We start from the raw sequence: 25,243 nt of genomic DNA, 5'->3' as shown, positions 1-25,243 counted from the left end.
TTTTCTTATGTAATTAGAATACCTCTTACATCTGTATAGTTTACTATAAATTGACTTGTCAGTGTTATAATTGATGTAGAGCACACATCAATTATTCTTTTTTCACACAACAATATAGTAGTAAGCAAAATATTAAAATATTTTACTTTTTAAAAAATGTTATTGGATTTTTATTTTAAAAAAAAAACTTGCTGCATAAATAATACTAGCTCAAAATAATTATTGGCAATCTGTGGATATCTCAGGGTATACAAATGATGTTGGCTAAATTGAATCAATTTATAATTGTGGATTTTCTTTTACAATGCATCGTAATTGAATATTTAATTATGATGCATGATAGTCGATAACAATTTGCCGATAACTATGTAAGTCTGACTTCAGCTGAATTACTTTAATCATGCACTATTTAGTTTTTTTAAGATACGCGCTAGTATGATTATTTCTAAATAAAAATTTAATATAATTAAATATGTTTTGTCCATGATATATTGATTAGTTGTAGTCATATATACCAAATTTGTCGTTAATTGTTAAATATACTGAGCGTAGTTTCTACAAAGCAGCAAATACTCAATTGTAAATTATTCAAATACAACTTGCCTGTAAAATATATACATTAATCTAGTAATATTATGTAACACAATACTATAATCTCAATTGGTATTAGATATAAGTCGTTTTACTATAGCGATCTATAGTACGCAAATGCCTTCCTACATACATACTACTTATTGATTTTGGCGGATAGTATTAATCAAGTCAATTTAAAATTCATTGTATGATGTTGACTTATAAAATAATACCCTCTTGCATCTTTTTTAAAAAGCCGCTAAAATTCTCTGTTTTCGACAGCACAATTAATCTATTTTGCAGATAATATATTGACATAATTTAACCAAAGTTATGTCAGCATTCTTAATGCTAGAGATTAATAGTTGATTAGATCGAAATTAATTAGTATTAACATCAGCTAGCGTCTGTTATATCATCATTATGATTCTACCTAAAATCCAGATTACCAAGAATACATTACACCTAGCAGTATAATCAATGTTATTGATAATATTCTAAACATCTACTCATTCATCATTCAAAATAATCACAGCTTGCTATATGATTATAAAACTTAATAATTTATCTATAAACAACTCTAATATGAAAACAAGACTTGCATATTGCGATTAAATAGATAAGCATAACCTACCTATTGTAGGTGCCTAGAAGGCAATCTAATCGTCTAAATGGATATTGAAATATAAATTTGTTATTTACCTATGAAAAATATTAAAAATAAAAGCTTAATAGTTTAAAGGAAAAATGATTTTTAATCAGGAATTTAATCTAGAGTTAGAATATGGTGCTAATAAAGGAGGTACCGTATTTGGTGTAGATGAGGTTGGACGTGGAGCGCTAGCTGGCCCTATAATAGCAGGCGCCTGCTGGATCAATCTAAACCTTATTCCACAAGAAATATCTCATATGATTATTGACAGTAAGGCCTTGACAAAGAAACGTCGAACAAAAGTAATAATTGCGACGAGACCTTACACAGTAATTGAATTAGGTATAGCAGAGGTTAGTGAGATCAATGCAACAAACATTTTAGTCTCCACACTAAAAGCAATGGAGCGCGCCATAAAATCTCTTGTAAATAATATAAAGCGAGAGCCAGATAATGTGCTTATCGATGGCAATCATCTTCCTACTTGCCATTGGCCTACTGAGGCTATAGTAAAAGGCGATGAAATATCTAAATCAATCGCACTTGCATCTATTGTAGCTAAACAAAAGCGCGACTTTAGAATGTCAGTTCTAGCAAAAAGCCATCCAGGTTATGGCTGGGAACGCAACGCCGGCTATGGTACCGCAGAACATATGAAAGCATTAGTTGAATTAGGTATCACCCAGCATCATCGGCAAAACTTCGCACCTATCCGGGCATTACTGCCGTAATTATACTTTTCCTCTACAATCTCATCAAAATTCATTTCTCTAATGTTTAAAATTTTAATTGAAAAAATATTACCATCTTAATAAAGACTCAACTTTGAAAGATAAATAACTAGTAATAAATTATCTAAGCGTAAATGATAATTATCACTTCTATCAGTAATAGAAATCTTTGTCAATAGGCTATTCTATATATGTACGATATCCATTAGGCATCAATTATGGATAGAAAAAATCATTTCAATTATTATATTGACCTACATTCTATCATAAGAATAGATTAATATTAGTCTTCTGATTATTAAAAAGACTTTTTATCCTCATTAAATACAAAACAAAACGAGATGGTTAATTCTAATGACAAGAATGTCATCCTAAGTTTTGAAAAAGTTTTGCGATTAAACAAAAATAATCAAAATCAAGCTGAGCAATTAGTATACTTGCCCTTATTAACTAAAAATTTATTATTTATCGTAAACAATCAAAATGCTCGGATGAAAAAAATAACTTCTATTATTTATTATACTCATAGTTTAATTTGACTTATGATAATATCTAATGATTAATTTTCATGCGAATAGATTAGTACTAGATATTTATTGTAAGGTATGTAAATAAATATACTAATTTACCTTGCAGCTAATTCCTAAAAATTAGGGATTATTAGTAACGTATTGCTAGATGATTTTAATTAAGTTTTCTATCAATTAAAAATTGATACTACAATAATGAGTATTATACAATTAGAATGTTGTAATTATTTGACCACCGAATGCCTATAAAAACTAATTTAGTTTTATTATAAAATTGCATATTATATAGATGGTCTTTGTAAAATAGTGTTAGTAATTATCCAGCTTTTACAATAGTTAACTCCTAGTTTTTTTTAGATAGCACAAGATACATTAATAAAGATTAATATAGCTTACATTCATTTTTTTATCCAATAACAGCAAAAACAATCAAAAATCAAATAATTTTTTTTATGCAGCGCCTAACAAATGAGTTCAAATATATTAAAAAATTTAAATTCGCGCAATACTAATGCATATTATCAATATTACTACTTATATTATACCAAGACTGTAATTGTTCACTCAGTATCCAAACCAAATTGAGTTTAACTCAACACACAGCAAAATAATCTTGTATCATGCATTTTATTCAATAAGCATATATAGTAAAACGGTACTAATCATAATGCTGTATGCTAATTTAGTTTACTGGTTGATTATACGTTAATGTTAACAACTTTAGCTTAAGTGAATACTAATACTAAATACTTTTATCCGGATACAAATAGAAATACTCTTATAGCAAAAATTTTGTTATTAAACTTACTAAGCTTTCCTTAACATTATATAAGGCATATTGCTGCCCCAGTTGAAGATAATTTTTCAATAGATTAATAATATCAGCTATGATTTTAATTATTGTAATTAATTAGGTAGGAAATTTTTACTTCAAAAAATTAATGATTAACTGCAAATCTAATTAAAACTTAAACAATATTTTTGTAATGTAATCATCTACGCCGCTTACAGTAAATAAGCTAGTGAATTTAATTATTGCTTGTTTGAGAACTATAATAATTAAATATCTCGTTTTAGTTTAACTTCACTAATCAAAATTGACTAGAATACTATTTTTAGTATAAAAAATTAAATTTTTTTTAAAGCTAAACAAATCTGTATTTTGCATTATTTATACAATAAATGTAAATAAAAAACAACAATGTATTAAACTTTATAATTTTTATTATGCGTTTGTATGAATATATAAAATCATAAAATTATCCTAGTAATACCAAAAACTGGTCTTGGTATTATATTATAAAAGAGTACAACAGTGTTTTTGCCTAATTATTTATTTATTATAAAATTTAGCGTAGCGTACTTACTATATACGCTAGAGCACAGCTAAATTTAACTATAAAACACATCAATAAGCTTAGTAATTAAAAATTTTATGCAAATAATTTTTTACATAAAATCAATATTAAAAGTCAAATACAACATAATTATCGTAGGTATAAAACACACTAAATATATTAAGCAAATTTTGTAATTTCATATTTAACTTTACTCCAAGCCCAGTCAAGCCAAGGAAGAAGTGCATTAATGTCTTGAGTATCCACCGTAGCTCCACCCCAAATGCGTAAGCCTGGAGGAGCATCACGATGACTAGCAATATCATAACCAGCGCCTTCATCCTCGATTAGTTTAGCAATATTTTTAGCTACAATAGCTTGACGAAAATAAGACAGCGAACTAAATGTGGGATCCACTATTGATAGACAAATTGAAGTACAAGATCTGATCGATTTATCATTTGCAAGAAAACTTACCCAGTTAGATCTTGAAACCCAATACTCAATTGCTGCAAGGTTGGCTTCACAGCGATCAATCAAAGTAAACAAACCTCCTATCTTCTCAGCCCAAACCAACGTATCAATTGCATCTTCAACAGCTAACATAGAAGGAGTATTAATAGTTTCACCAACGAAGATACCTTTGTTAAGTTTACCTTCGTTAACCATTCGAAATAACTTAGGTATTGGCCATGGAGGTACATAGCTTACCAATCGATCAATTGCCCGAGGGCTTAGTGCCAGCATGCCATGAGCCGCTTCACCACCTAGAACTTTTTGCCACGACCAGGTGACTACATCCAACTTTTCCCAAGCAAGATCCATAGCAAATACTGCTGAAGTAGCGTCACAGATAGTCAACCCATCGCGCTTGGCTGGAATCCAATCTCCATTGGGAACGCGTACACCTGAAGTAGTGCCGTTCCAAGTAAAAACTACATCTCGAGAAAAATCCACCTCCGCTAGATTAACAATTTGACCATAAGGCGCTTTCATGATTTGGACATTGTTAAGTTTAAGTTGCTTAGTGACATCATTAACCCAACAGTTCCCAAAGCTCTCCCATGCTAACATGACAATGCCACGTGAACCAAGCATAGACCAAAGTACCATTTCCATAGCACCCGTATCAGAAGCAGGTACTATACCGATTCGATAGTTATCAGGAATGCCAAGAATATTGCGTGAGCGATTGATAACTTCACACAGTTTAGCTTTTCCTATTTTTGAGCGATGAGAACGACCAAGAGAAGCCTCTGAGAGTACCTCATTAGCCCATCCAGGACGTTTCGCGCATGGCCCAGAAGAGAATAATGGTACTGAAGGTAACTGCTGAGGTTTCATAACTATATATCTTTTAACTGGATAATTAGATAAAAACTAATTAACGGACTGTTATCTATTTTAAATATAATATTATTCTATTATTTCAGACATTAGTATAGTAAAATTTGTAATTAATTAAACGATAATTAATGCATTAATTTAGAAAACAAGATTAAAGAATAAAACTTATTAACTAGTTGATAAGTTTTCTGAAAAAGAATATTCATTGTTAAAAATTAAAAAAAACATTAATCAGTAATGAAATATACATCATGTAATTTTTTGTTATAAACATTGGCTGCTTTGACGTAAAAATTAATCGATTGATTAGTAATAAAATTACTTTATCTTAAACTGTGTATTCAATACTCTTGCTCACTATTCAATGTATTGATTTAAAAATGAGTAAAACTACCCACCTAATATATCAAACAAATAGGATATATTAAAAAGCATAAAAATTATTTTTATAATAAATTGTGTTTGAATATATAAGCAATTACTCCTCTGATATTTAACAGAATATATAATCAATCCTTATATTATTCTTAAACTTTATCGTCAAATACTGTTATTAAGCAACAGTATGGTTTAGTTGTTATATGATCTTATCATATTTCTTTACTTTTATTCATTGTTATAGTCAATTAAAAAAGTTATGATTCAATGCAAATTATAAATAAATACCATTTTCGCAGATGCAATATATACATTCCCATTTCTAATGGGAATGTATATATTCGACAAATGCTGGATTAATAATTTTCATAGCAAGTGATAATTATGTTTATTATTCCCCCACCCCTCCCCTTAAAAACTTAAAAGCATTTGCAATTGAAAATTTACATAATATTAAAAAATTCATATTAGGCAAAGAATATAAAAATTCGTTATATTTAAGCCCATTTCAACTGACTTAATTTTTAGTAAATTTTTTGAGTAAGTTTTAGTAGACAAATTTTATTATACTTGCTACGATTTTTCTTCTTATAAAGCCCAGGTAGCTCAGTTGGTAGAGCAGCGGATTGAAGTTCCGCGTGTCGGTGGTTCAAATCCTCCCCTGGGCACCGTCATAATTTTTCTAGCTTAGATGTAGTTAAAGTCAGTTTAATAGGATTTGCGTATTGTTTTACTAATGCTAACAAAAGCCCAAAAATTACCGATTCTGTGACCAACTTTCAACTATTTGTAATTTTGTTTTATTAGCTCATCTCTAGATAGTAGGTATACCACCAAGATAACTAGCGCACGTTATTTATTAGATATACTGTCTTTGGCAGTACAGCAAGCAATATAAAATATTTTAAATAACATTACTTATTAGTAATAATAAATTTAATAAAATCAAGTTTTTTTGATAATTATTGCTCTCTTTGTTATTAGTAGACAGGATTTATTATTAATCAAGACAATACTCATTAGCTGATTAAAATTATACTAGCACGAAAAATACTCTTAAAGATTTGGTTAGCGAACGGTTTATTTTTGACTACTGCGTTTATCATTCGAACAGCAAATGTTGCAAGGTTTAATAGCTTTTTAAGATTAAAAAGGTTTAAATCATCTTTTAATATATATAAAAAAACAATATCATTGATGATGTTTATATTTATTTAAAAAACACATACTCGTAATTTATAAAAATGCCTTATAGAATAACATAATTAACTACACTTACATTGAAGTGCGCAAATAAGCAAAACCAAGACCATTCAGCAGTGAGTAAGTTTTTGCTAAATCTAAACCTATCGCATTAAAATAAGAGCCGTTTAAAAAATTAACATAAGCGCCAGTTAACCCATTAATTGTGTATCCACCATCCTGATCAAACCACTCGCCAGAATTAAGATAAGCATCAATCTCAGCATCTGATAATCGTTTAAAGCCAACTCTTGTCTCTACCAAACGTTTATATCCCTTACCATGGGGATCGATTACGCAAATACCGCCGATTACTCTATGACGTCGACCAGATAACAACTTTAAACATTGCCTAGCCTCATTAATTCTATATGTTTTCGGTAGAATACGGCGACCGCAGGCCACTACTTTACTAACAGCTAGTACAAAACTATCCGGGTAACGATAAGCTACTAATTGTGCTTGAGATATGGCTATGCGCATTGCATAGATTCGAACAGGTTCAGTCGGAAATGGAGATTTATTAATTTTAGGATTGTCTACCAAGTCAGGGAAAAGTCCAATTTGTGCTAACAAATTCTTAAGTAAATTAGAACTAGATGCGAACACAAATTGAGCGCCCTGTGGAGCGCGTAATAATACCATTGGTGAGGTCATCGATAATGTCAGTCAAAAACGATTACTTAAATCTGAAAGTAATACGACCCTTGCTTAGATCGTAAGGAGTCATTTCGACATTTACTCGATCGCCAGCTAATACTCGAATACGATTTTTCCGCATTTTGCCGCTGGTATGTGCTAGCACTTCGTGGTCGTTATCAAGTCTAACACGAAACATCGCATTCGGTAGAAGTTCAGCGACAGTGCCCGAAAACTCAATCATGTCTTCTTTTGCCATCATTGCACCCTGCGCAGTTTAAGCCTGCCTTAAGTGCTAATGCTAATAGGAAAGGTCAAGTTGTTTTTACAAAAACAAATCACTAAAAATAACTTGCCACTATCAAACCGCCGAAAAGCACCCTGCAAATAATAAAAAACGCCAAAACATCTTGTCGCTGACTTAATTAGCTTCTATAAAATAGAAGAGAACACAACAAAGCAAGTATATTTTATATATTCGCTCTAAATCAATTCTAAGCAAAGCATTATAGCTTAAATTAGCATCATTAGTCAATTATTCTCCTACTTTTAAGCCTTGCCTCCTGGCAAAAAAAACTAAAATTAGTACTAACACATAACAACATTATCTAAAACAGTATGTATTAGAATGAGTTATTTTAAAAGTTATGCAACTAGAAAAGTACTAATAAATTTAATAAAGTAGGTTTAAAAGAATAATTAAAGAATTATTCAGGTATAATTGGCTTTATGAAGATAAAAATACTCTTTCTAAGTTCTATAACAAAATTCAACTATTCAATACTAAAAAATATTTACAGGCATCATTCACTGATTAATGTTAATTATATTTTACAATATAATTAACATTAATCAGATATAGGACTTACTAAAAAAATAGCTTAGTACAACCTTTTCAACAAAAATGGAAAATAATTTTATAGAATATCTCAATTTTTTTTTGATAATTTGCGATAATCCTAGATAAATTTGGTCGATAAAAAACGGCAGCTATTTAATAGCGCAACTAATACTGAGTAAATCATTAAAAAATGTTCTATAAATTATTTGCGATTATCGTTTCATAAAAAATAATTAACAATTATTACAATTAAAGTAATTAAATCATTTAGTCTATTGTTTAAACAATATAAAATCAAGTAATCACACAATATTGAAAATCAAACTCATAATGCATAATGCTTTTATCGATAAACTAATTATAAGCTATTCTAAGTATCTATTAAAATAGATACTTACTTGAAGTAATACAAGTTATCTCTGATTTATTCGTATTGCTAACGAACGCGCGTGTGCATTAAGACCTTCCATTTCAGCTAATTTAATCGTTGCTGGCCCCAAATATGCAAGTCCCTGTGGATCAGAAGCTACAGTTGTTGTATACTTCATGAAGTCAAACACACTAAGAGCAGAAGAAAATCGCGCTGTACCCGCTGTCGGCAATACATGGTTTGGGCCAGCTAAATAATCTCCTATTGCTACCGGTGTAAATCGACCTAAAAAAATTGCTCCCGCGTGGCGGATTTGTACAGCCATAGATTCGGGATCTGCTACAGCTAATTCCAAATGCTCAGGCGCTATCCTATTAACTATTTCAGGTATCTCTTCTATTGACTCGGTAACAATTATAGCACCATAAACACGCCAGCTTTTCTCAGCTATCTCAACGCGAGGTAAGGTAACAAGATGATCTTCTACAGCATCAGCTACAGCATTGGCAAAAGCGTTATCGTCGGTAATAAGAATAGCTTGCGCTAAAGGATCATGTTCTGCTTGACTTAATAAGTCAATTGCAATCCAATGCGGATTATTTTGAGAATCAGCAACTACTAAAATTTCAGATGGGCCAGCCAAACTATCTATACCTACTTTACCAAAAACATGCTGCTTAGCAGCGGCTACATAGGCATTACCAGGGCCGACAATTTTATCAACCCTAGTAATAGTTTGCGTACCGTATGCTAGTGCTGCAATAGCTTGAGCTCCTCCGATTCGCCAAATTTCATTAACACCAGCAATATGAGCAGCAGCCAGCACTAAATCATTAACCACCCCATCTGGAGTTGGGACCATCATAACTCTACGAGGTACACCAGCTATTTTAGCTGGTAGTGCGTTCATTAGCACTGAGGATGAATAAGTTGCAGTTCCACCAGGAACATAAAGTCCAACGGAATCTATCGCACTCCAGCGCATACCTATACGAATTCCAAGCCTTTCATTAATTTCAAAATCTTTAGGAAGCTGACGACGATGAAAATTTTCTATTCTCTCAGCAGCCAATTCTAGTGACTTTTGAGTATCAGAGTCAACGCGAGCAACTGCTGCATTAATCTCTGCATTGCCTATTGATAGGCCTGTCTTAATAGGGTCAAACAAGTCAAATCTGCGAGTGTACTCTACCAACGCTGAATCACCAGTATCAATGACAGCTGCAATAATCCTCGTAACTATTTCGTTTATATAATATTTGTTGATACTTTTGCGGTTAATTAAAACATCAAATGCACTAGCAAAGTTTGTGTCACTAGTCACCAGTCTACACGACATTGACAGCCTCTCGGAAACGTTCTATTAGATCACCAATCAGCCCAGGTCTAATCTTTAGCGCTGTGCGATTGACTGCAAGGCGGGCGCTTACATCTATGATTTTGTCGATTTCTACTAAACCGTTGGCTTTTAAAGTTGAACCAGTTTGCACTAGATCAACAATACGACGGCACAAGCCTAGATTTGGAGCCATTTCCAAAGCACCATTTAGTTTAATACACTCAGCTTGCACTCCATGCCGCGCAAAATAGTTACGAGTAAGATTTGGATACTTAGTAGCCACACGCACATGAGAGCAACGATAATAATCTTCTTTAGCAAACTGCTGTACAGGAGCAGCAACCGCTAAGTGACAAATACCAACATCCAGGTTTACTGGAGCATAAACTTCTGGATGGTTAAACTCCATCAAAATATCCGAACCAGCGATTGCTAAATGAGCGGCGCCAAAAGCTAGAAAAGTGACAACATCAAAATTACTCACTAACACAATGTCAATCTTTGGATCCGTAGTGGGAAATTGGAGCTGACGCTCACATCCTTCAGAAAATGTATCTTTTAAGTCGATCCCAGCGCGCAACATCAAAGGTGCAATCGCATTCAAGATACGCCCCCCCTTAGGTATAGCCATTACTAGCTTATCATCCGCGTTCATGCAATGCAATCCCGTAGCAAAGATTAAGCTAAACAAAATTATTATATTTATTGAAAATAAGTTATCGACTTCACTAGAGTAATAAAATCTATTATAAAAACATATTATTATTCAATAAGATACCATAATGTGTAGCTTAGGCTAAATTTTTATTTTAATGCTGTCTGATATAATAATGAGTATTTTAGTCTATCTGATGTAATGCTAAAGCACATTATTTACGAAAAAAACATCTAAAATAATGGAGTTTATAAAATTATTAGGCAAAGACGTAAATACATCTCAAATAAAAAATACTTATCCGTACTAGATATGCAGGAATTCACTAAAATTTTTTTTCTATCTATGCAGATAAGTTAATTGCATTAACGAAAGCAAAACTACTATTTTAATTTGCTAACACTAGCTATCTTAGACTATCAATATAGATTACCCAGAGACTATTTTAGTTACATCTGCACCGCAGGCAGATAGCTTACCAATCAAATCTTGATAGCCGCGATCTAGATGATAAATTCGGTTAATTATTGTCTCCCCTTCGGCAGCTAACCCAGCTAGCACTAGAGAAACAGAAGCCCGTAGATCCGTTGCCATAACCTGCGCACCTTTCAATTTCTCTACGCCACGTATAATAGCTGAAGCTTCGTGCACAGTGATATTAGCCCCCATACGTGACAACTCTTGTACGTGCATAAAGCGGTTATCAAAAATAGTCTCAGTGATTATAGACTCACCTCGAGATACGCTCATCAATGACATAAACTGTGCCTGCAAATCAGTTGGGAAACCAGGATATGGCCTGGTCATCATATCGACGCCAAGTACACGTTCATCACCTCTAGCAACACGAACACCACCGTCAACAGCCTCTAAAGTGACTCCTGCCTGTCTTAAAGTTTCAGCAGTCGAGTTAATCAGCACTAAATCAGTATTGGTCAGGATTACTTCACTACCTACAATGGCTACTGCCATAGCATAAGTTCCTGTCTCGATTCGATCTGCGACTACTCGGTGGCTAGCGCCACCTAGTTCTGCTTTACCTTGGATATAGATGGTGTCAGTACCAGCCCCCTCAATTTCAGCACCCATAGCAATGAGTAACTTAGCCAAATCGCTGATTTCTGGCTCTCGTGCTGAATTGATTAACACTGTCTCACCTTGTGCTAAAGATGCTGCCATCATAAGGTTCTCAGTTGCACCAACTGATACAAAGGGAAAAGTAAATCGTCCGCATTGCAAACCACCTTTCGGTGCCTTGGCCTCTATATAACCAGCTTCAATGGTTAACTCAGCACCAAGATCTGCTAGACCTTTCAAATGCAAATCAATTGGACGATTACCTATTGCACAACCACCAGGTAAAGATACTTGAGCCTGTCCAAATCGTGCCACAAGTGGTCCAAGTACCAGAACCGAAGCACGCATTTTTCTTACTAAATTATAAGGAGCGGTAGTACTCTCGACCTGAGCCGCATCCATTATCATATCTCCACCATCTCGCTCTATGTGTACTCCGTGTTGACGCAACAGATTAGTCATTGAGGCAATATCAGCCACATCTGGAACATTGGTTAAATTCAGCGGTTTACAGGACAGTAAACACGCTGCCATCAATGGTAAAGCAGCATTCTTAGCGCCGCTTATAGGAATGGTCCCGCGGAGAGGTCTCCCACCCCGCACACGAATCTGATGCATGTGTAACACACAAATATTTTTTATAAATGAGTCCAACCGATGAGTCTAGCAAGGCTAAAATGCAATGCATGATTTTATGCATTTTTCAATCCGGCGAAGGATTAGCAGCATGATTTTAATTTCTTGCCTGTTACTGGTGTATTTTTATTCGGAATGTTTTAATAATTAGTATAATTACACAAATTATTATGAGTTATTTGAGGTTCTATCACAATCTTTTTTATCTTCTATTTACCATAACTATATTTAATAATTCATTTGCTTAATTTCTTGGATGATTAGTAAACTGTACTATAACATTCTATAATAATTTTAATCTATCAATGTTAATGATACCAATCCACTTGCACCCTGTCATTTTCTCTGGCATTATACTACAAATTAGCTTTGTAGTATAATGCCATCATTTGCTAATTAATAGATGCTGCCGTAGCTCAGGGGTAGAGCACTCCCTTGGTAAGGGAGAGGTCGAGAGTTCAAATCTCTTCGGCAGCATGAATTAAGTAAAACATTCTCTCAATTTGCCTCGAGATAATTACTTAGTATTATTAAGTATAATGAAGCTTAAGTATACTATCCTATAGATAGTAATTCTAGAACGGAACGATTGATACAAATGATTTATAAACTCAAAAACTATGTGCAATCATAGTTCTGTTACTCTACTTGCCAAGTAAAACAATGTAAAAAATTCCTTTTCGTATATTATTATATCTAATTATCCTATACTTCTATTCTGATCGATAAATGGCAAAATATCAAGTTTATTTATAGCCTAGATTAAGGTATATTTTAAGATTAATTTCTGATTATAAGATGCAGCATTTGTATTGTATTACGCATACATCTTTTAAACTTGAAAAATTTATAGTCAGTTTTAAAAATAGAACTTGTAATCTTCAGTGTTTTTATTTATAAAATGTTTATGGTAGATTTGGTTCTTTTAAATATTATTATTTACTTTAGTAATATAAAAGAAAATTAACTTACGATGTAGTAATAGTTGACAAAATTTGTATAGCTAGCTTTAGCTATATCCTCAAAAATTTTTTTAAAAAAGAATAAATGAAATATTATACGCCAAAAATATAATCAATTAATTACTTAAATTAACGTTATAATAAAAATAGTCATTTAATAAATTAATGTTAATCAATTAATAAGAGAATTATATTTAAAACAGCTTTAAAAATTAATTAAAAAATTAAAAACATAGAACTATACAAACAATATCCAGCATAGTACTAATACCTCAAGGATAATTAATGAGGTATTTTTATTTCATTTTATAATAGGAAATGTTTGCAATTTATGCGAAAGTATTCACTATTTTAGATAAAAATTTCAATTAAACTATAAAATAATCTATAGGTAGCAAATAAAAATATAATTAAATAATAATAAATAAATACAATTAATAAATGAGTTTCTCTTTATTACGAATAATTCTTATCGCATCTATGCTTTTAGGTAATTCAGGCAAAAATATAATAATCTTAATATCTAATAAATAATACTCTAAAAAAACTATTGATCTTAGATCAATGGTCTAAATTACTCCTTAATTAACTTTCTCCGGCAAAGCAACCACACAACTTATTTTATAAATAATAATTAAATTTTTATAAATATCATCCAGTGGATATAGAGATATTAGCAAAATCAAAACCACGGCCAGGTGCAGCAGCAAACAGTGAGCGAGTATATTCATGCTGTGGATTATCAAATACTCTCGTGGCTTCACCATATTCGACTACTTCACCATGGTGCATTACAGCAATTGTATCGCAAACCTGAGCAGCTACACGCAAATCGTGTGTAATAAATAATATAGCTAAATTTAATCTGCAACGGATATCATTAAACAATTCCAGCACTTGAGATTGAACCGATACGTCTAGAGCAGAAACAGCTTCGTCGGCAATTATTAGCTGGGGTTCCATGGCTAAAGCACGAGCTATGCAGATGCGTTGACGTTGCCCTCCTGAAAATTGATGAGGATATCGATTAAGTGCATTTGGATCAATTCTAACTAGAGGCATCAATAAACAAGCACGCTTGTATGCTTCTTGCTTGCTCATACCGTAATTAATCAATCCTTCGATAATTGATGCTCCAACAGTACGTCGTGGATTAAGAGAGCGATATGGGTCCTGAAAGATTATCTGAACTCGACTACGTAAAGAGTGCAAACTACTCTGAGAAACTTGAGCAATATCGTAATTTTCCAAATATATGTGACCAGCAGTCGGATCAATCAAACGAGCAATACAGCGTGCAACTGTAGATTTACCGGAACCTGATTCACCAACGATGCCTAAAGTAGCCCCACGCCGGATCTCTAAATTAACTCTATGAACAGCTCGAATTTCGCGAGATTTTTGAAAAAATCCTCTTCCGCCATATGTTTTACAAAGATTTTTAGTCGCTAACACTATTGGTGTATTCTTTGCAAGCGATCGACAATGTGGGACAAAGTTTGGGACTGATCCGATCAACATCTTTGTATAAGGTGCATTGGGTTGTTTTAAAATTACTTTCGCTGGCCCCTGCTCAATCACTCTGCCTGCTTGCATAACAACTACGCGATCAGCAATCTCAGCTACCACACCAAAATCATGTGTGATAAAAAGCACAGCTGTTTCATGATTATGCTGGATTTCCTTAATCAACTTAAGGATCTGTTCTTGAGTAGTGACGTCGAGAGCAGTGGTAGGCTCGTCTGCAATCAGCAAAACTGGATCCAAGACTAGCGCCATTGCTATCATAATGCGTTGACGTTGCCCTCCAGATAACTGATGGGGATAACTATCAGCTATGCTCGATAAGTCAGTAAGTTGCATTTGTCCCAAGATATTGATAACTTTCTCTCTCCGCATTGCATGATTCATAGAAGTATGAGTGGTCAATACCTCATCTATTTGATCACCACAGGTCATAGTTGGATTTAAGGCAGTCATCGGCTCCTGAAAAATCATTGACATACGTGAACCACGTAATTCGCGTAAGCGTTTATTGCTTACTTGAAGTATGTTTTCCCCCATCAAATCAATAGTGCCGGCACTAGGAGTAAGTTGATCTTTAGGTAGTAAACCCATGACACTAAAAGCAGTTACCGATTTACCAGAACCAGATTCTCCTACGAGGCAAACTATTTCACAAGGACCAATATAAATAGAAATTTCCTCTATTGCATGAAGACGATCGCTACCATTCGGTAGATCAACCGTAAGATTTTTAATTTCCAATATTGGCTGAGTTTTAATTTCATCGGTCATGATCTATAATCGCTTGCGTATACGTGGATCAAGAATATCCCTCAATCCGTCACCTAGCATATTTACCGCCAACAGAGTAATTGCAAGGAAAATTCCAGGAAACAATATATTGTGTGGATAAATACGGAACATTAGCCGCCCCTCAGCCATAATATTACCCCATGTAGGAGTTTCTGGCGAAATGCCTACACCCAGAAAGCTTAGAATTGCTTCCACCAAAATCGCTGAAGCAAAAATATATGTACCCATAACAATCAAGGGCGCAACAATATTTGGCAACAAGTGACGAATAAGAATCATAGGCAATCTTGTACCAACAGATACTGCAGCCTCAACATAGGGTTCATCTCTTATCGACAACACAATTGAGCGAACTAGTCTAACTACTCGAGGAATCTCTGGAATGGCAATAGCCAAAATCAACGTTAGTAAGCTTGCATTAGCTAAAGAAACCATAGTGATAGCTAGCAATATGCCTGGAACAGCCATTAATCCATCCATTATTCGCAAAACAATAGCATCAAGCCAAAGAACATAGCCAGCAACAAGACCAATAATCAAGCCGATAGTAAGAGACAACATAGCTACCAGCGAACCAACAGCAAGTGAAACCTGTGCGCCATAGATTACCCGACTATAGGTATCACGACCTAAAGTGTCGGTACCCATGCGATAAGTCCATTCTCGCGTTGTCCCATCGGGAAGAATCTTGAAATGTCTTACTCCTGGTTTATTATTTCGCCAGGCTAGGTCAATAGCACTTGGATCCATAGTATCCAGAAAGGGAGCGCTAATCGCAATAAATACCACAAATCCAAGCACTATCGCGCCAAACATGATACTGGAATTGCGAATAAGCTGTTGCCAGATCGTTGACATGCGCATAACGACATAGTCTGAAGTGACGGAGCGTACTAATTTTTCTATGCCTTCAATCAATATCGGATCCTTGGGTCAAGTAAGCTATAAGTTAAATCAATTAGTAAGTTAACTATCACATAGAAAAAAGAAGACAATATAATAATTGCCTGAATTGTTGGATAATCACGTCCCAGAACTGCATCCACAATCAGTCGACCAATGCCAGGTATATTATAGATACTTTCAGTGACTATCACTCCACCTATTAGAAGAGCGACGCCAATACCGATAACGGTAACTATTGGCACCGCTGCGTTGCGTAGAGCGTGCTTAAAAAGCACGTTGTTAGGCGTTAGACCTTTTGCATAAGCGGTACGAATATAATCCTCACCTAAAACTTCAAGTATACTTGTCCGAGTTATGCGAGCGATCAGTGCAATATATATTGCACTGATCGTTAAGCTAGGAAGAATCAATTGATGCAAAAATGGCCAAAATCCTTCAGCAAGCGGCTTATATCCTTGAACAGGAAATAAATCGAGCTTCATAGCAAATAAATAGATTAATAGATAACCAAGAACGAAAGCGGGAATCGAAAAGCCGCCAACCGATAAAGCCATAATTATCCGATCAATCCATGTACCATGCTTGTAAGCTGCTATTACACCTATAGGAATCGCCACTAATATTGTTATAATAAGAGTAGTAATTGCTAAAGCGATAGTGGGCTCAACACGCAAAAGTATTAGTTCTGAAACCTGCTTTTTAAAAAAGTAAGATTTTCCAAAATCTCCCCTAACAACCCCAAGTATCCAAGTTCCAAACTGTACTAAAACTGGCTGATTAAGACCAAGTCCCTCACGGATTTCAATTATCTGTTGTGGTGATCCGTTATCCCCAGCCAATACTGCCGCTGGATCTCCAGGCGCTAAACGTAACAATAAAAATACAAATATCGTCACCATCACCATGACTGGTATTGTGGCAAGCAATCGATTGACGACAAAACCGAACATGCAGTCCCCACTTAATCAAAGGTGAGAGGCTATTTGGCCTTTGTTAAGTTCCAAAAAATTGGGAATGGGCCACCTATCACATCAGACAACTTATCGTTCCGCCAAGACGATGGCCTATAGTACTGGCCGCCGTGAGCATGAGTAACGATTTCCATCGCGCGAACTTGTAATTCTGTAGCGATGCTCTTCTGCGCTTCAAGGCTAGTTGCGCGAGCAAATTGATCGCGCAAACGCTCCACCCTAGCGTCGCAAGGCCAACCAAACCAGGCTTTGTCACAGCTTGCGTTAAGCCCAACCGATACGATTGGGTTCATAATGTCAGCCGTAGCCAAAGCGGTCATAAAAATGTTCCAGCCACCATCGGCTGGTTTATCTCTTTTTGCACGACGTGCCACAATAGTTTGCCAATCCATAGATTGAAGATCCACATTAAACCCGGCTGAGCGCAGCTTATCTGCAACTACTGGGCCCAAATTATTCAAAATATCTACATCAGTTGAATGCATTAATACTATCGGCCTGCCATCGTATCCAGACTCTGCTAACAACTTATTAGCTAGTTTAATGTCCGACTTCATCAAAATCTCAGTGCCTTTATCGGTTGCTAGTGCGCTACCACAAGAAAATATTGCGGGGCATTCCTTGTAATATTTCGGGTTGCCAATAGTTGCCTGTAAAAAACTAATCTGATCTATAGCTGCTAGCACTGCTCTACGTGCCTTTACATTATTAAAAGGCGGATGCAACCAGTTTAACCTCAAAATAAACTGGTTGCCAAGTTGGTCTAGAGTCCTAGTAGTAATATTATCTTCTCTTTCAAACAAAGGTAACAATTCGGTAGGAGGTGATTCAATATAGTCAACTTCTCCCTCAATGAGAGCGTTTACCGCAGTCTGGTGATCCTTAATTGAAAGCCATTCAACCCGATCTACGTTAACAACTTTACCACCAGATCCCCAGTCTGCAGGTTCGATACGTGGAACATAATCTTTAAACTTCTTGAAAACCGTCACATCACCTGGTTTCCACTCGTCAAATGCAAAAACAAATGGACCAGAACCAGTATAGTCAGTAATCTGCTCGCTAGCTGGAATATCAGCTACCCTTTTAGGCATAATAAAAGGAACGTTTGCAGTTGGCTTAGCAAGCGATGCCAATACCAGTCCGTAAGGTTCTTTAAGCTTGATCGCAAAGGTTTTGCTGTTAATTACATTAAATTTATCAATAAACTCCATCAATTTCTGACCCATAGAATCCTTGGATCCCCAACGCTTGATTGAAGCGATGCAATCATCAGAAGTTACCGATGCTCCATCATGCCATTTCAAACCTTCGCGCAAGGTAAAAGTGTATGTTAACTTGTCATCACTTACTTCATAATCTTGAACCATCTGAGGATGAACTGTATTTTTACTATCCATCGCAAATAAAGTGTCATAAACCATATATCCGTAGTAGCTTGACATATAGGCTGTAGTCCATATTGGGTCGATAATCTTCAGATCAGAATGCATAACCGCACGCAAAGTTATTGTAGCGTAGGCTTTTGATTGCATGCAAAAACACAGAGACAATGCGATGACTGCTGCGACAATGATCCTAGCTAGCGTTTTCGGAAAAATGCATCTCCAGTTCATTTCTACTCCCTACAATCATAAAATTTTTATGGAGTTTGTTATGCAGGACTAAGCTATTGGTATTTAATTATCAACTTCAGTCACTAGCTCATTAAAAACGCAATACAGATTCTTTAAAAGAAATAAATCTGTATCAGTCGTAAGCAATATGGTTTAAAGATTGCGAAACAGTTGGCTTCATCTTCTTTTAAGCGCATTAATGTCATGCGCCGCATCTATAAAATAGGACCTAAATTATTCTCGATGAAATTTTGATATTCCTAACGCGAGAAAGCAGCTGCAGATAAATTCGTCCCCTCCTCGAAAAATCAATATCTAAAAACAAAAACAAATTATTATCGATACTACAAACAAAGCTAAACACACATTTATGGTCGTCTGGTTTTCTAGAACTGTAGAATTGTTAGCACAATAGCTAAGCAAAACAAGATCGCCTCTTCTGCCGTTAACCGAAAGTTTTTTTACTTAAATGATTCAGAATAAACATTCATGGCTTCCATTCAATGGAAGCATTTATACCTAAGTTACAGCACAACATAATCTTGGCGTTACGCTACATTATCACGGGATACTTAATTAAGTAGCTTGTTTGGCAAGTTATACTTAATACCGATTAAATATTAAATTAATAAAAATATTGTCTTTTTAAAGAGCAGCTTCACGGAAGTGCACTTCTAACATACAGAGTATCAAAATTATAGTGAACTGTCTATTTAGTATTAGTAGGTCTTGAAAGACTGAGATTTAATTCCTGCTAAGTATATGATTGAGTCAGAAAATAGCTAATTTCAGCATAACTATTCTAATAAATTGTAGCAATTTACCGTATTGATCTTATGGCTTGAGTCAACTTTTATAAGCTAACTACCTATGTTGCACAATATTAACAAGTTATACCTTTGACAATAAAAAATGATTTAACTTGATTATTCACGATATCAGCACTGTGTATTGTGTATTAAGCTACCTATTAATAGGCACGGTCGATACAAAAATCAATTACTTCATTCATAGCTATACGGTGTGCGGTAGGTGCAAATAAGTTCAAATTACGATGTGCAGCATTTGCATAATCGCGAGCCTTTTTTAAGGTTTTTGATAAAGTACCGTGCTGTAGCATTAATGTTTGAGCATGAATCAAATCATCCTCATTCTGTCTCAGATCGCCGATTGTACGACGCCAAAATGCACGCTCTTCATCGTTGCCAGCAGCATAAGCTAATATCACGGGCAAAGTAATCTTGCCATCTCGAAAATCATCGCCGCATACTAGCTGCTCATCAGAATAGTCAAGTACGTCATCCGTAAGTTGAAATGCTACTCCTAGATTACGTCCGAATGCTTCCAGTGCTCGCTCTTCTGATTCCGGGCGTTCAGCAATTATTGCGCCTATCCGAGCTGCAGCGGCAAAAAGCACAGCAGTCTTGTTTTCGATAATTTGAAAATAAACATCCTCAGCAGTTTCAATGTCGTTCTTGGTTATTATTTGATGTACTTCACCTTCCGCAATCACTGCAGAAGCATCTGATAAAATCTTCAGAACCTTTAAAGAACCGTCCGCCACCATAATCTGAAAGGCACGACTGAACAAAAAGTCACCGACTAGCACGCTAGCCTGATTGCCCCAAACAGAGTTAGCAGTATCTTGGCCACGACGTAAATTGCTTTTGTCTACTACATCATCATGCAAAAGAGTGGCAGTATGAATAAACTCAACACAGGCAGCAAGATCTATATGTCGATTACCTTCGTAACCAACTAAACCAGCTGATGCTAACGTTAACATCGGGCGCAGTCTCTTTCCACCTGAAGTAATAATATGGCCGGCAATCTGGGGAATTAATTCTATTGGACTTTGCATTTTGCTAACTATCGTGTTGTTAACGCCCACGAGATCGTCCTGGACAAGGGCATGTAGAGCGTCAAAATTAGACCTACAATAAGGATTATATGGGCCAAAGTGGTGTGTTATGGGTGCAATAATGGACAAGTTTTCCTCATTCGACGTTACTTAAAAAAGCCCTTTTCTATTAAGTGTGCATAGAAAGAACGATAAGAAGTCAATCAAACACGATTAAATATTAAGGCTTACTACTACGTTAAACGTAATTTCAATGATTATGGTCATTTTATTGAGAAAGAGTTTAATGAGTGGAAATAGCTAACGACATTTACTATCTCTCAAATTAATGATAATGTTATCAATAGATAAAGGCACTGTAGTACGTTATGGAATACTAACTGATTGTTGCATGTAATACATTAAATCTTCTGTATTTTTATAAATTGTGAAGAAGAAAAATATTTTTCAATTATTTACTGTACTAAAAAATTAATATTCTACCTTTTGACTTTAGTAGACTGCACATTATTAATTTTTACGATTGGGATTGGATTTTCTTTGTAAGAGAAAGCTGATTAGCGCATATTAAGGAAGTAAATTTTAGGTGATCGATAACCCAAAGATCAAAACAATTGAAAATTTATTGCTTAACAAACGAGTGCGATTAGTTCAACCAAAAAATGGATATAGAGTTGCTATTGATTCAGTCTTGCTTGCTGCAGCAGTCCCTGCAAGAACAGGAGATAAAGTAGTCGATTTAGGTTGTGGTGCATGTGCAGTTTGCGCCTGTATAGCTAAACGCGTCAATGGCGTAGAATTGATTGGCGTAGAACGTGATCCAATAATGGCAGATATGGCGCGACAAAATATGTCGGCAAACGGTTTTACAGGACGTATCGAAACAAATGATTTAACTAACCTGCCATGCACCTGGGAAACAGGTCAGATTGATCATGTCGTTGCAAATCCACCATATATGCCAGCCAATCGTGCATATCTTTCACCAAACACCAAAAGATTGACATCATGTGTGGAGATTTGTGCAAGCTTAGCCGATTGGATTATAGTAGCACAACGTTGTCTGAGAAACAGAGGGACGATAACTTTAATAAATCGTGCAGATCGCCTTAATGAAATTTTGAGTACACTAAATCGCGGTTTTGGGTCAATTGTCGTATTTCCTCTATTTCCCAAAGCAGGTCGTGATGCTAGCCGAGTGCTCGTTCAAGCTGTTCGGAGTAGCCGGGCTCCCATGCGAATTACTTCAGGACTGCTTCTTCATGAAGCCAATGGCCATTACACCTCAAAAGCAGAAGCCATTTTACGCGGTGCACCTATTAATCTTTAGAAAAGAGCTAACCTAAAAAATAAAATATATCAATTTATGGTTGTTATGTTTGTTATGATTGATGTAATTCCCTTCGGTATAAGGTATATATTCCCAATATAATTCGGTCATGGAATCCATGCATATTTAGTTAATTTATCAAGCACTGAATTAACTCAACATACGATTGCTAATGATTATTTTATCGGCTAGTTTATATAGCTAGTAATGAAATAAACTTTAATCAGTATAAAGTAGAAAGGCTATAAATTTTTTACTTAGACAAAAGACTAAACAATGCTCTTTTTTAGATATGAATTCTTCCCTGGATAGTGCATAACCGTGCTCGCATCAATAATATTAAATAAATTTAGTGTGTTTATTGCCCTGATAAGATTTCGATCGAAAATATCACTTTATGGTCACTGTTGTTAACAATGCCTGTACAGGTTAGCTTGTACTTAGATTAAAATAGTTACTGCAATAGTATCAGTGATTATAACTAAAAACTAAACTAACATTTCTTTGCTTGTAGTACTAAATTATGTACTGAATTTCATATTCAGCTTTTTACTCTAGACTTGTATTATCCCAATGGCTAATATTAATGAACATAATTCCTGAGATATAGTACGCACTTAATTGCTGGTAGCATTAATTATATCGCTTGTTAGAATAATCTAACTTAAATCATCGCATGAAAATCAAACAATAGTTGTAATTAAGTACCAAGAGATTAACTCATTCATTAAACTGCAACAAAGTCTACGGTAAAGCTTAAGCAGAATCTGGAAGTTAAGTCTTAACTAAGCATCAAATAATCTACAACTAGAGATTCATCAATTTCTATGCATAGTCTTCTATACAGCAACAAAAATTATACTATCCCAGTAAAACTGCCGGTATTTGATATATACTTAGAATTAGGGGAGATGTAAGCAAACTAATTATTCATACATCAATTAAACGACAACTCTGACCAAAGTTACAATAGTAGCCCTTAATTGTGTGCTAGATTAGTTTTTAAGATATTTATTATCATGTTTTTTATTTTAAAATTTCTTAGTTTAGCAATTATAATTGGCATTACATCGGTCATATTTTGTGCGATATGGTGTGTTTGCTATACATTTAAAAATCGAATTTTAATGAAAAACATGAATAGCCGTACAGTTAGCAGAGACAATCAAAATGATACGGTTGAGCTAATATATGATAAACGTACTGGAGAATACGTAATCAGCAATCCCCACGATGAACAAAAATAAATCTTATATATACAGTTTGGTCAATCAAAACATCTTAAACATTGCTTAAGTTTATATAGAATAGCGAATCTTTGATTTTAAGGATATTATTACGAAGGTGAATAATTGTGGTGTGTTTTTAAAGTTCAATAAGCATAAAGCTGATTAAATCAACCACTAATCTTAGTTAGACGTAAATACAGATCGAATAGTTTGTATGATTAATTATATACAAATCAAGCTGGTTAAACGCATAACGCGAATACATGAATGATCGATGATTGTCTGCTAATAAAAAATATTTTTTGGTCGTACTTTAGTAACTATATGGATATTATCAATAGTCGATATTACTACTTCTAGCAAGATCATATCTCTAAAGGCAATACTTAGAATGTATAATAGAAGATAACTGTAGCATGTATATCTTGTGATTCTTAACTTAATAGCTTTAATTTGCAATGAACATGAGAACATTTTACATATGTACACAATATATCCGGATATAGTATGTTTTCCTTATTTACTGATATTTATAGTATTTATGTTGCCTTAAACTTGATATTTTTATCATATTACCTCATTAATGTAAAAATTTTTTCATATAATTTTTGATTAAGACCATTAATCGAAAAAGTATTATATAACTTTATAAATTAACGCGTATTGTTAGTTATTTTTATCAACCATTGGCTTTATTCGCACTCTATAAAATATTCACAAATTTAATAGACAACACTGAAACTAATGGTCAAAAAAAACACAGCTGCCAAACGATTGATGGCGGTATCTCGAAGGTATAAGCGTTATGTTCAACACGCCAAACGTTAGCTTTGAGTTCTTCCCACCAAAGGATGAAGAAGGCGAAGCCAATTTACTGCACACGGTATCTCGTCTGGAGCCATATCGTCCGTCATTTGCTTCAGTAACTTATGGAGCAGGCGGCAGCACACGCGAGCGTACTAACCGTATTGTTAAGCGTTTAGTAGAAGAGAGCACCCTAACTCCAGCTGCCCATCTTACCTGTGTCGGAGCCACCCGGGAAGAAATTAACAGCATTGTTCGTACCTGGCAAGCAGCAGGTATTAAGCACATAGTCGCTCTAAGAGGCGATGCTCCAGCAGGAGCTGAGAAATACGAACCGCATCCAAATGGATATGCAAATGCAGCAGAATTAACTGCTGGTTTGCGCAAAATGGGCGATTTTGAAATTTCTGTAGGTGCCTATCCAGACGTTCATCCGGATAGTCCAAGTGCTGCTGCCGATCTAGAAAACCTAAAACGTAAAATCGATGAAGGTGCAAATCGCGCTATTACACAATATTTTTTTGAGGCTGATACTTTCCTGCGGTTTCGTGATGTTTGCACCAAAGCTGGAATCAAGGTACCAATAGTGCCTGGTATATTGCCAGTCGTAAAATTTAAAACTGTGTTACATTTTTCTAAATCTTGTGGTGCTGTAATACCTCAATGGATGGCAGATCTATTTGACGGTTTAGACGAAGATCCAGAAATTAGTCAGCTTGTCGCTGCTGCTACTGCTACTGAATTATGTATGAAACTTATGACAGAAGGAGTAGAAGACTTTCATTTTTATACATTAAATCGTTCACAACTCACCAGTGCTATTTGTCGTCGTCTTGGGCGAAAACCAAATATGAAAGATACAACGTAATTATTGGCTATTCATCTGCACCATAAGCGA

General features: G+C 34.7%; 14 protein-coding genes and 2 tRNA genes. 5 read left to right on the top strand and 11 right to left on the bottom strand.

Features of this window, described 5'->3' with window-relative positions; all coding sequences use genetic code 11:
- The first annotated feature begins 1,320 nt into the window (after positions 1-1,320).
- Positions 1,321-1,956 carry a ribonuclease HII gene (locus A1OE_RS00995; RefSeq protein WP_015088018.1) on the top strand — a complete coding sequence of 212 codons (636 nt, stop codon included), beginning with the start codon at positions 1,321-1,323 and terminating at the stop codon, positions 1,954-1,956.
- A 2,047-nt stretch (positions 1,957-4,003) separates the two neighbouring features.
- Here A1OE_RS00995 and A1OE_RS00990 read toward each other — a convergent pair.
- On the bottom strand, positions 4,004-5,167 hold the full coding sequence (locus A1OE_RS00990; RefSeq protein WP_015088014.1) for a phosphoserine transaminase: 1,164 nt from the start codon (positions 5,165-5,167) through the stop codon (positions 4,004-4,006).
- A gap of 976 nt (positions 5,168-6,143) precedes the next feature.
- Here A1OE_RS00990 and A1OE_RS00985 point away from each other — a divergent pair.
- A tRNA-Phe gene (locus tag A1OE_RS00985) sits at positions 6,144-6,216 on the top strand.
- Between the two features lie 607 nt (positions 6,217-6,823).
- Here A1OE_RS00985 and A1OE_RS00980 read toward each other — a convergent pair.
- The 5 genes from A1OE_RS00980 to murA form a co-directional block, all read right to left on the bottom strand.
- A complete protein-coding gene (locus A1OE_RS00980; protein WP_015088011.1) occupies positions 6,824-7,447 on the bottom strand; it encodes a Maf family protein in 624 nt (207 codons plus the stop codon).
- Between the two features lie 22 nt (positions 7,448-7,469).
- Positions 7,470-7,688, bottom strand: coding sequence for a translation initiation factor IF-1 (gene infA / locus A1OE_RS00975; RefSeq protein WP_044283198.1), 219 nt, complete (start codon positions 7,686-7,688; stop codon positions 7,470-7,472).
- A gap of 995 nt (positions 7,689-8,683) precedes the next feature.
- Positions 8,684-9,979 carry a histidinol dehydrogenase gene (gene hisD, locus A1OE_RS00970; RefSeq protein WP_015088007.1) on the bottom strand — a complete coding sequence of 432 codons (1,296 nt, stop codon included), beginning with the start codon at positions 9,977-9,979 and terminating at the stop codon, positions 8,684-8,686.
- A complete protein-coding gene (gene hisG / locus A1OE_RS00965) occupies positions 9,969-10,634 on the bottom strand; it encodes an ATP phosphoribosyltransferase (protein ID WP_044283197.1) in 666 nt (221 codons plus the stop codon). Before hisG ends, hisD begins: the two co-directional genes overlap by 11 nt.
- Before the next feature lie 429 nt (positions 10,635-11,063).
- Positions 11,064-12,329, bottom strand: coding sequence for a UDP-N-acetylglucosamine 1-carboxyvinyltransferase (gene murA / locus A1OE_RS00960; RefSeq protein WP_015088005.1), 1,266 nt, complete (start codon positions 12,327-12,329; stop codon positions 11,064-11,066).
- 423 nt (positions 12,330-12,752) lie between these two features.
- On the opposite strand from murA, the gene A1OE_RS00955 reads away from it, so the two are divergent.
- A tRNA-Thr gene (locus A1OE_RS00955) sits at positions 12,753-12,824 on the top strand.
- Between the two features lie 1,136 nt (positions 12,825-13,960).
- Here A1OE_RS00955 and A1OE_RS00950 read toward each other — a convergent pair.
- The 5 genes from A1OE_RS00950 to A1OE_RS00930 all read right to left on the bottom strand — a co-directional run bounded on the left by A1OE_RS00950 (position 13,961) and on the right by A1OE_RS00930 (position 21,102).
- Entirely contained in the window at positions 13,961-15,607 is a 1,647-nt protein-coding gene (locus A1OE_RS00950; protein WP_015088004.1) for an ABC transporter ATP-binding protein, read from the bottom strand.
- A gap of 3 nt (positions 15,608-15,610) precedes the next feature.
- Positions 15,611-16,546, bottom strand: a complete 936-nt coding sequence (locus tag A1OE_RS00945; RefSeq protein ID WP_015088003.1) for an ABC transporter permease — start codon at positions 16,544-16,546, stop codon at positions 15,611-15,613.
- A complete protein-coding gene (locus A1OE_RS00940; RefSeq protein ID WP_015088002.1) occupies positions 16,543-17,484 on the bottom strand; it encodes an ABC transporter permease in 942 nt (313 codons plus the stop codon). The genes A1OE_RS00945 and A1OE_RS00940 overlap by 4 nt, the downstream gene beginning before the upstream one ends.
- 29 nt (positions 17,485-17,513) lie before the next feature.
- The gene (locus A1OE_RS00935) at positions 17,514-19,121 is read right to left on the bottom strand and encodes an ABC transporter substrate-binding protein (RefSeq protein WP_015088001.1); all 1,608 of its coding nucleotides are present in this window, start codon (positions 19,119-19,121) and stop codon (positions 17,514-17,516) included.
- Positions 19,122-20,091: 970 nt separating this feature from the next.
- Positions 20,092-21,102 (bottom strand): polyprenyl synthetase family protein, encoded by a 1,011-nt coding sequence (locus tag A1OE_RS00930; RefSeq protein ID WP_420885806.1) that lies wholly within the window; start codon positions 21,100-21,102, stop codon positions 20,092-20,094.
- A 466-nt stretch (positions 21,103-21,568) separates the two neighbouring features.
- On the opposite strand from A1OE_RS00930, the gene A1OE_RS00925 reads away from it, so the two are divergent.
- Positions 21,569-22,312, top strand: a complete 744-nt coding sequence (locus A1OE_RS00925) for a tRNA1(Val) (adenine(37)-N6)-methyltransferase (protein WP_015087999.1) — start codon at positions 21,569-21,571, stop codon at positions 22,310-22,312.
- Between the two features lie 2,034 nt (positions 22,313-24,346).
- A complete protein-coding gene (metF, locus tag A1OE_RS00920) occupies positions 24,347-25,213 on the top strand; it encodes a methylenetetrahydrofolate reductase [NAD(P)H] (RefSeq protein ID WP_015087996.1) in 867 nt (288 codons plus the stop codon).
- The last annotated feature ends 30 nt before the right edge of the window (positions 25,214-25,243 follow it).

It is taken from the genome of Candidatus Endolissoclinum faulkneri L2, assembly GCF_000319385.1.
Classification (GTDB): domain Bacteria; phylum Pseudomonadota; class Alphaproteobacteria; order Thalassobaculales; family Thalassobaculaceae; genus Thalassobaculum; species Thalassobaculum faulkneri.
Note: the sequence above shows the minus strand (reverse complement) of the source record. Positions and strands in the feature narration are given on the sequence as shown.

Coding starts and splice junctions, on each gene's coding strand:
- metF (WP_015087996.1), top strand. CDS start 24,347: ATGTTCAACACGCCAAACGTTAGCTTTGAGTTCTTCCCACCAAAGGAT.
- A1OE_RS00980 (WP_015088011.1), bottom strand. CDS start 7,447: ATGACCTCACCAATGGTATTATTACGCGCTCCACAGGGCGCTCAATTT.
- hisD (WP_015088007.1), bottom strand. CDS start 9,979: ATGTCGTGTAGACTGGTGACTAGTGACACAAACTTTGCTAGTGCATTT.
- murA (WP_015088005.1), bottom strand. CDS start 12,329: ATGCATCAGATTCGTGTGCGGGGTGGGAGACCTCTCCGCGGGACCATT.
- A1OE_RS00950 (WP_015088004.1), bottom strand. CDS start 15,607: ATGACCGATGAAATTAAAACTCAGCCAATATTGGAAATTAAAAATCTT.
- A1OE_RS00995 (WP_015088018.1), top strand. CDS start 1,321: ATGATTTTTAATCAGGAATTTAATCTAGAGTTAGAATATGGTGCTAAT.
- A1OE_RS00940 (WP_015088002.1), bottom strand. CDS start 17,484: ATGTTCGGTTTTGTCGTCAATCGATTGCTTGCCACAATACCAGTCATG.
- hisG (WP_044283197.1), bottom strand. CDS start 10,634: ATGAACGCGGATGATAAGCTAGTAATGGCTATACCTAAGGGGGGGCGT.
- infA (WP_044283198.1), bottom strand. CDS start 7,688: ATGGCAAAAGAAGACATGATTGAGTTTTCGGGCACTGTCGCTGAACTT.
- A1OE_RS00990 (WP_015088014.1), bottom strand. CDS start 5,167: ATGAAACCTCAGCAGTTACCTTCAGTACCATTATTCTCTTCTGGGCCA.
- A1OE_RS00935 (WP_015088001.1), bottom strand. CDS start 19,121: ATGAACTGGAGATGCATTTTTCCGAAAACGCTAGCTAGGATCATTGTC.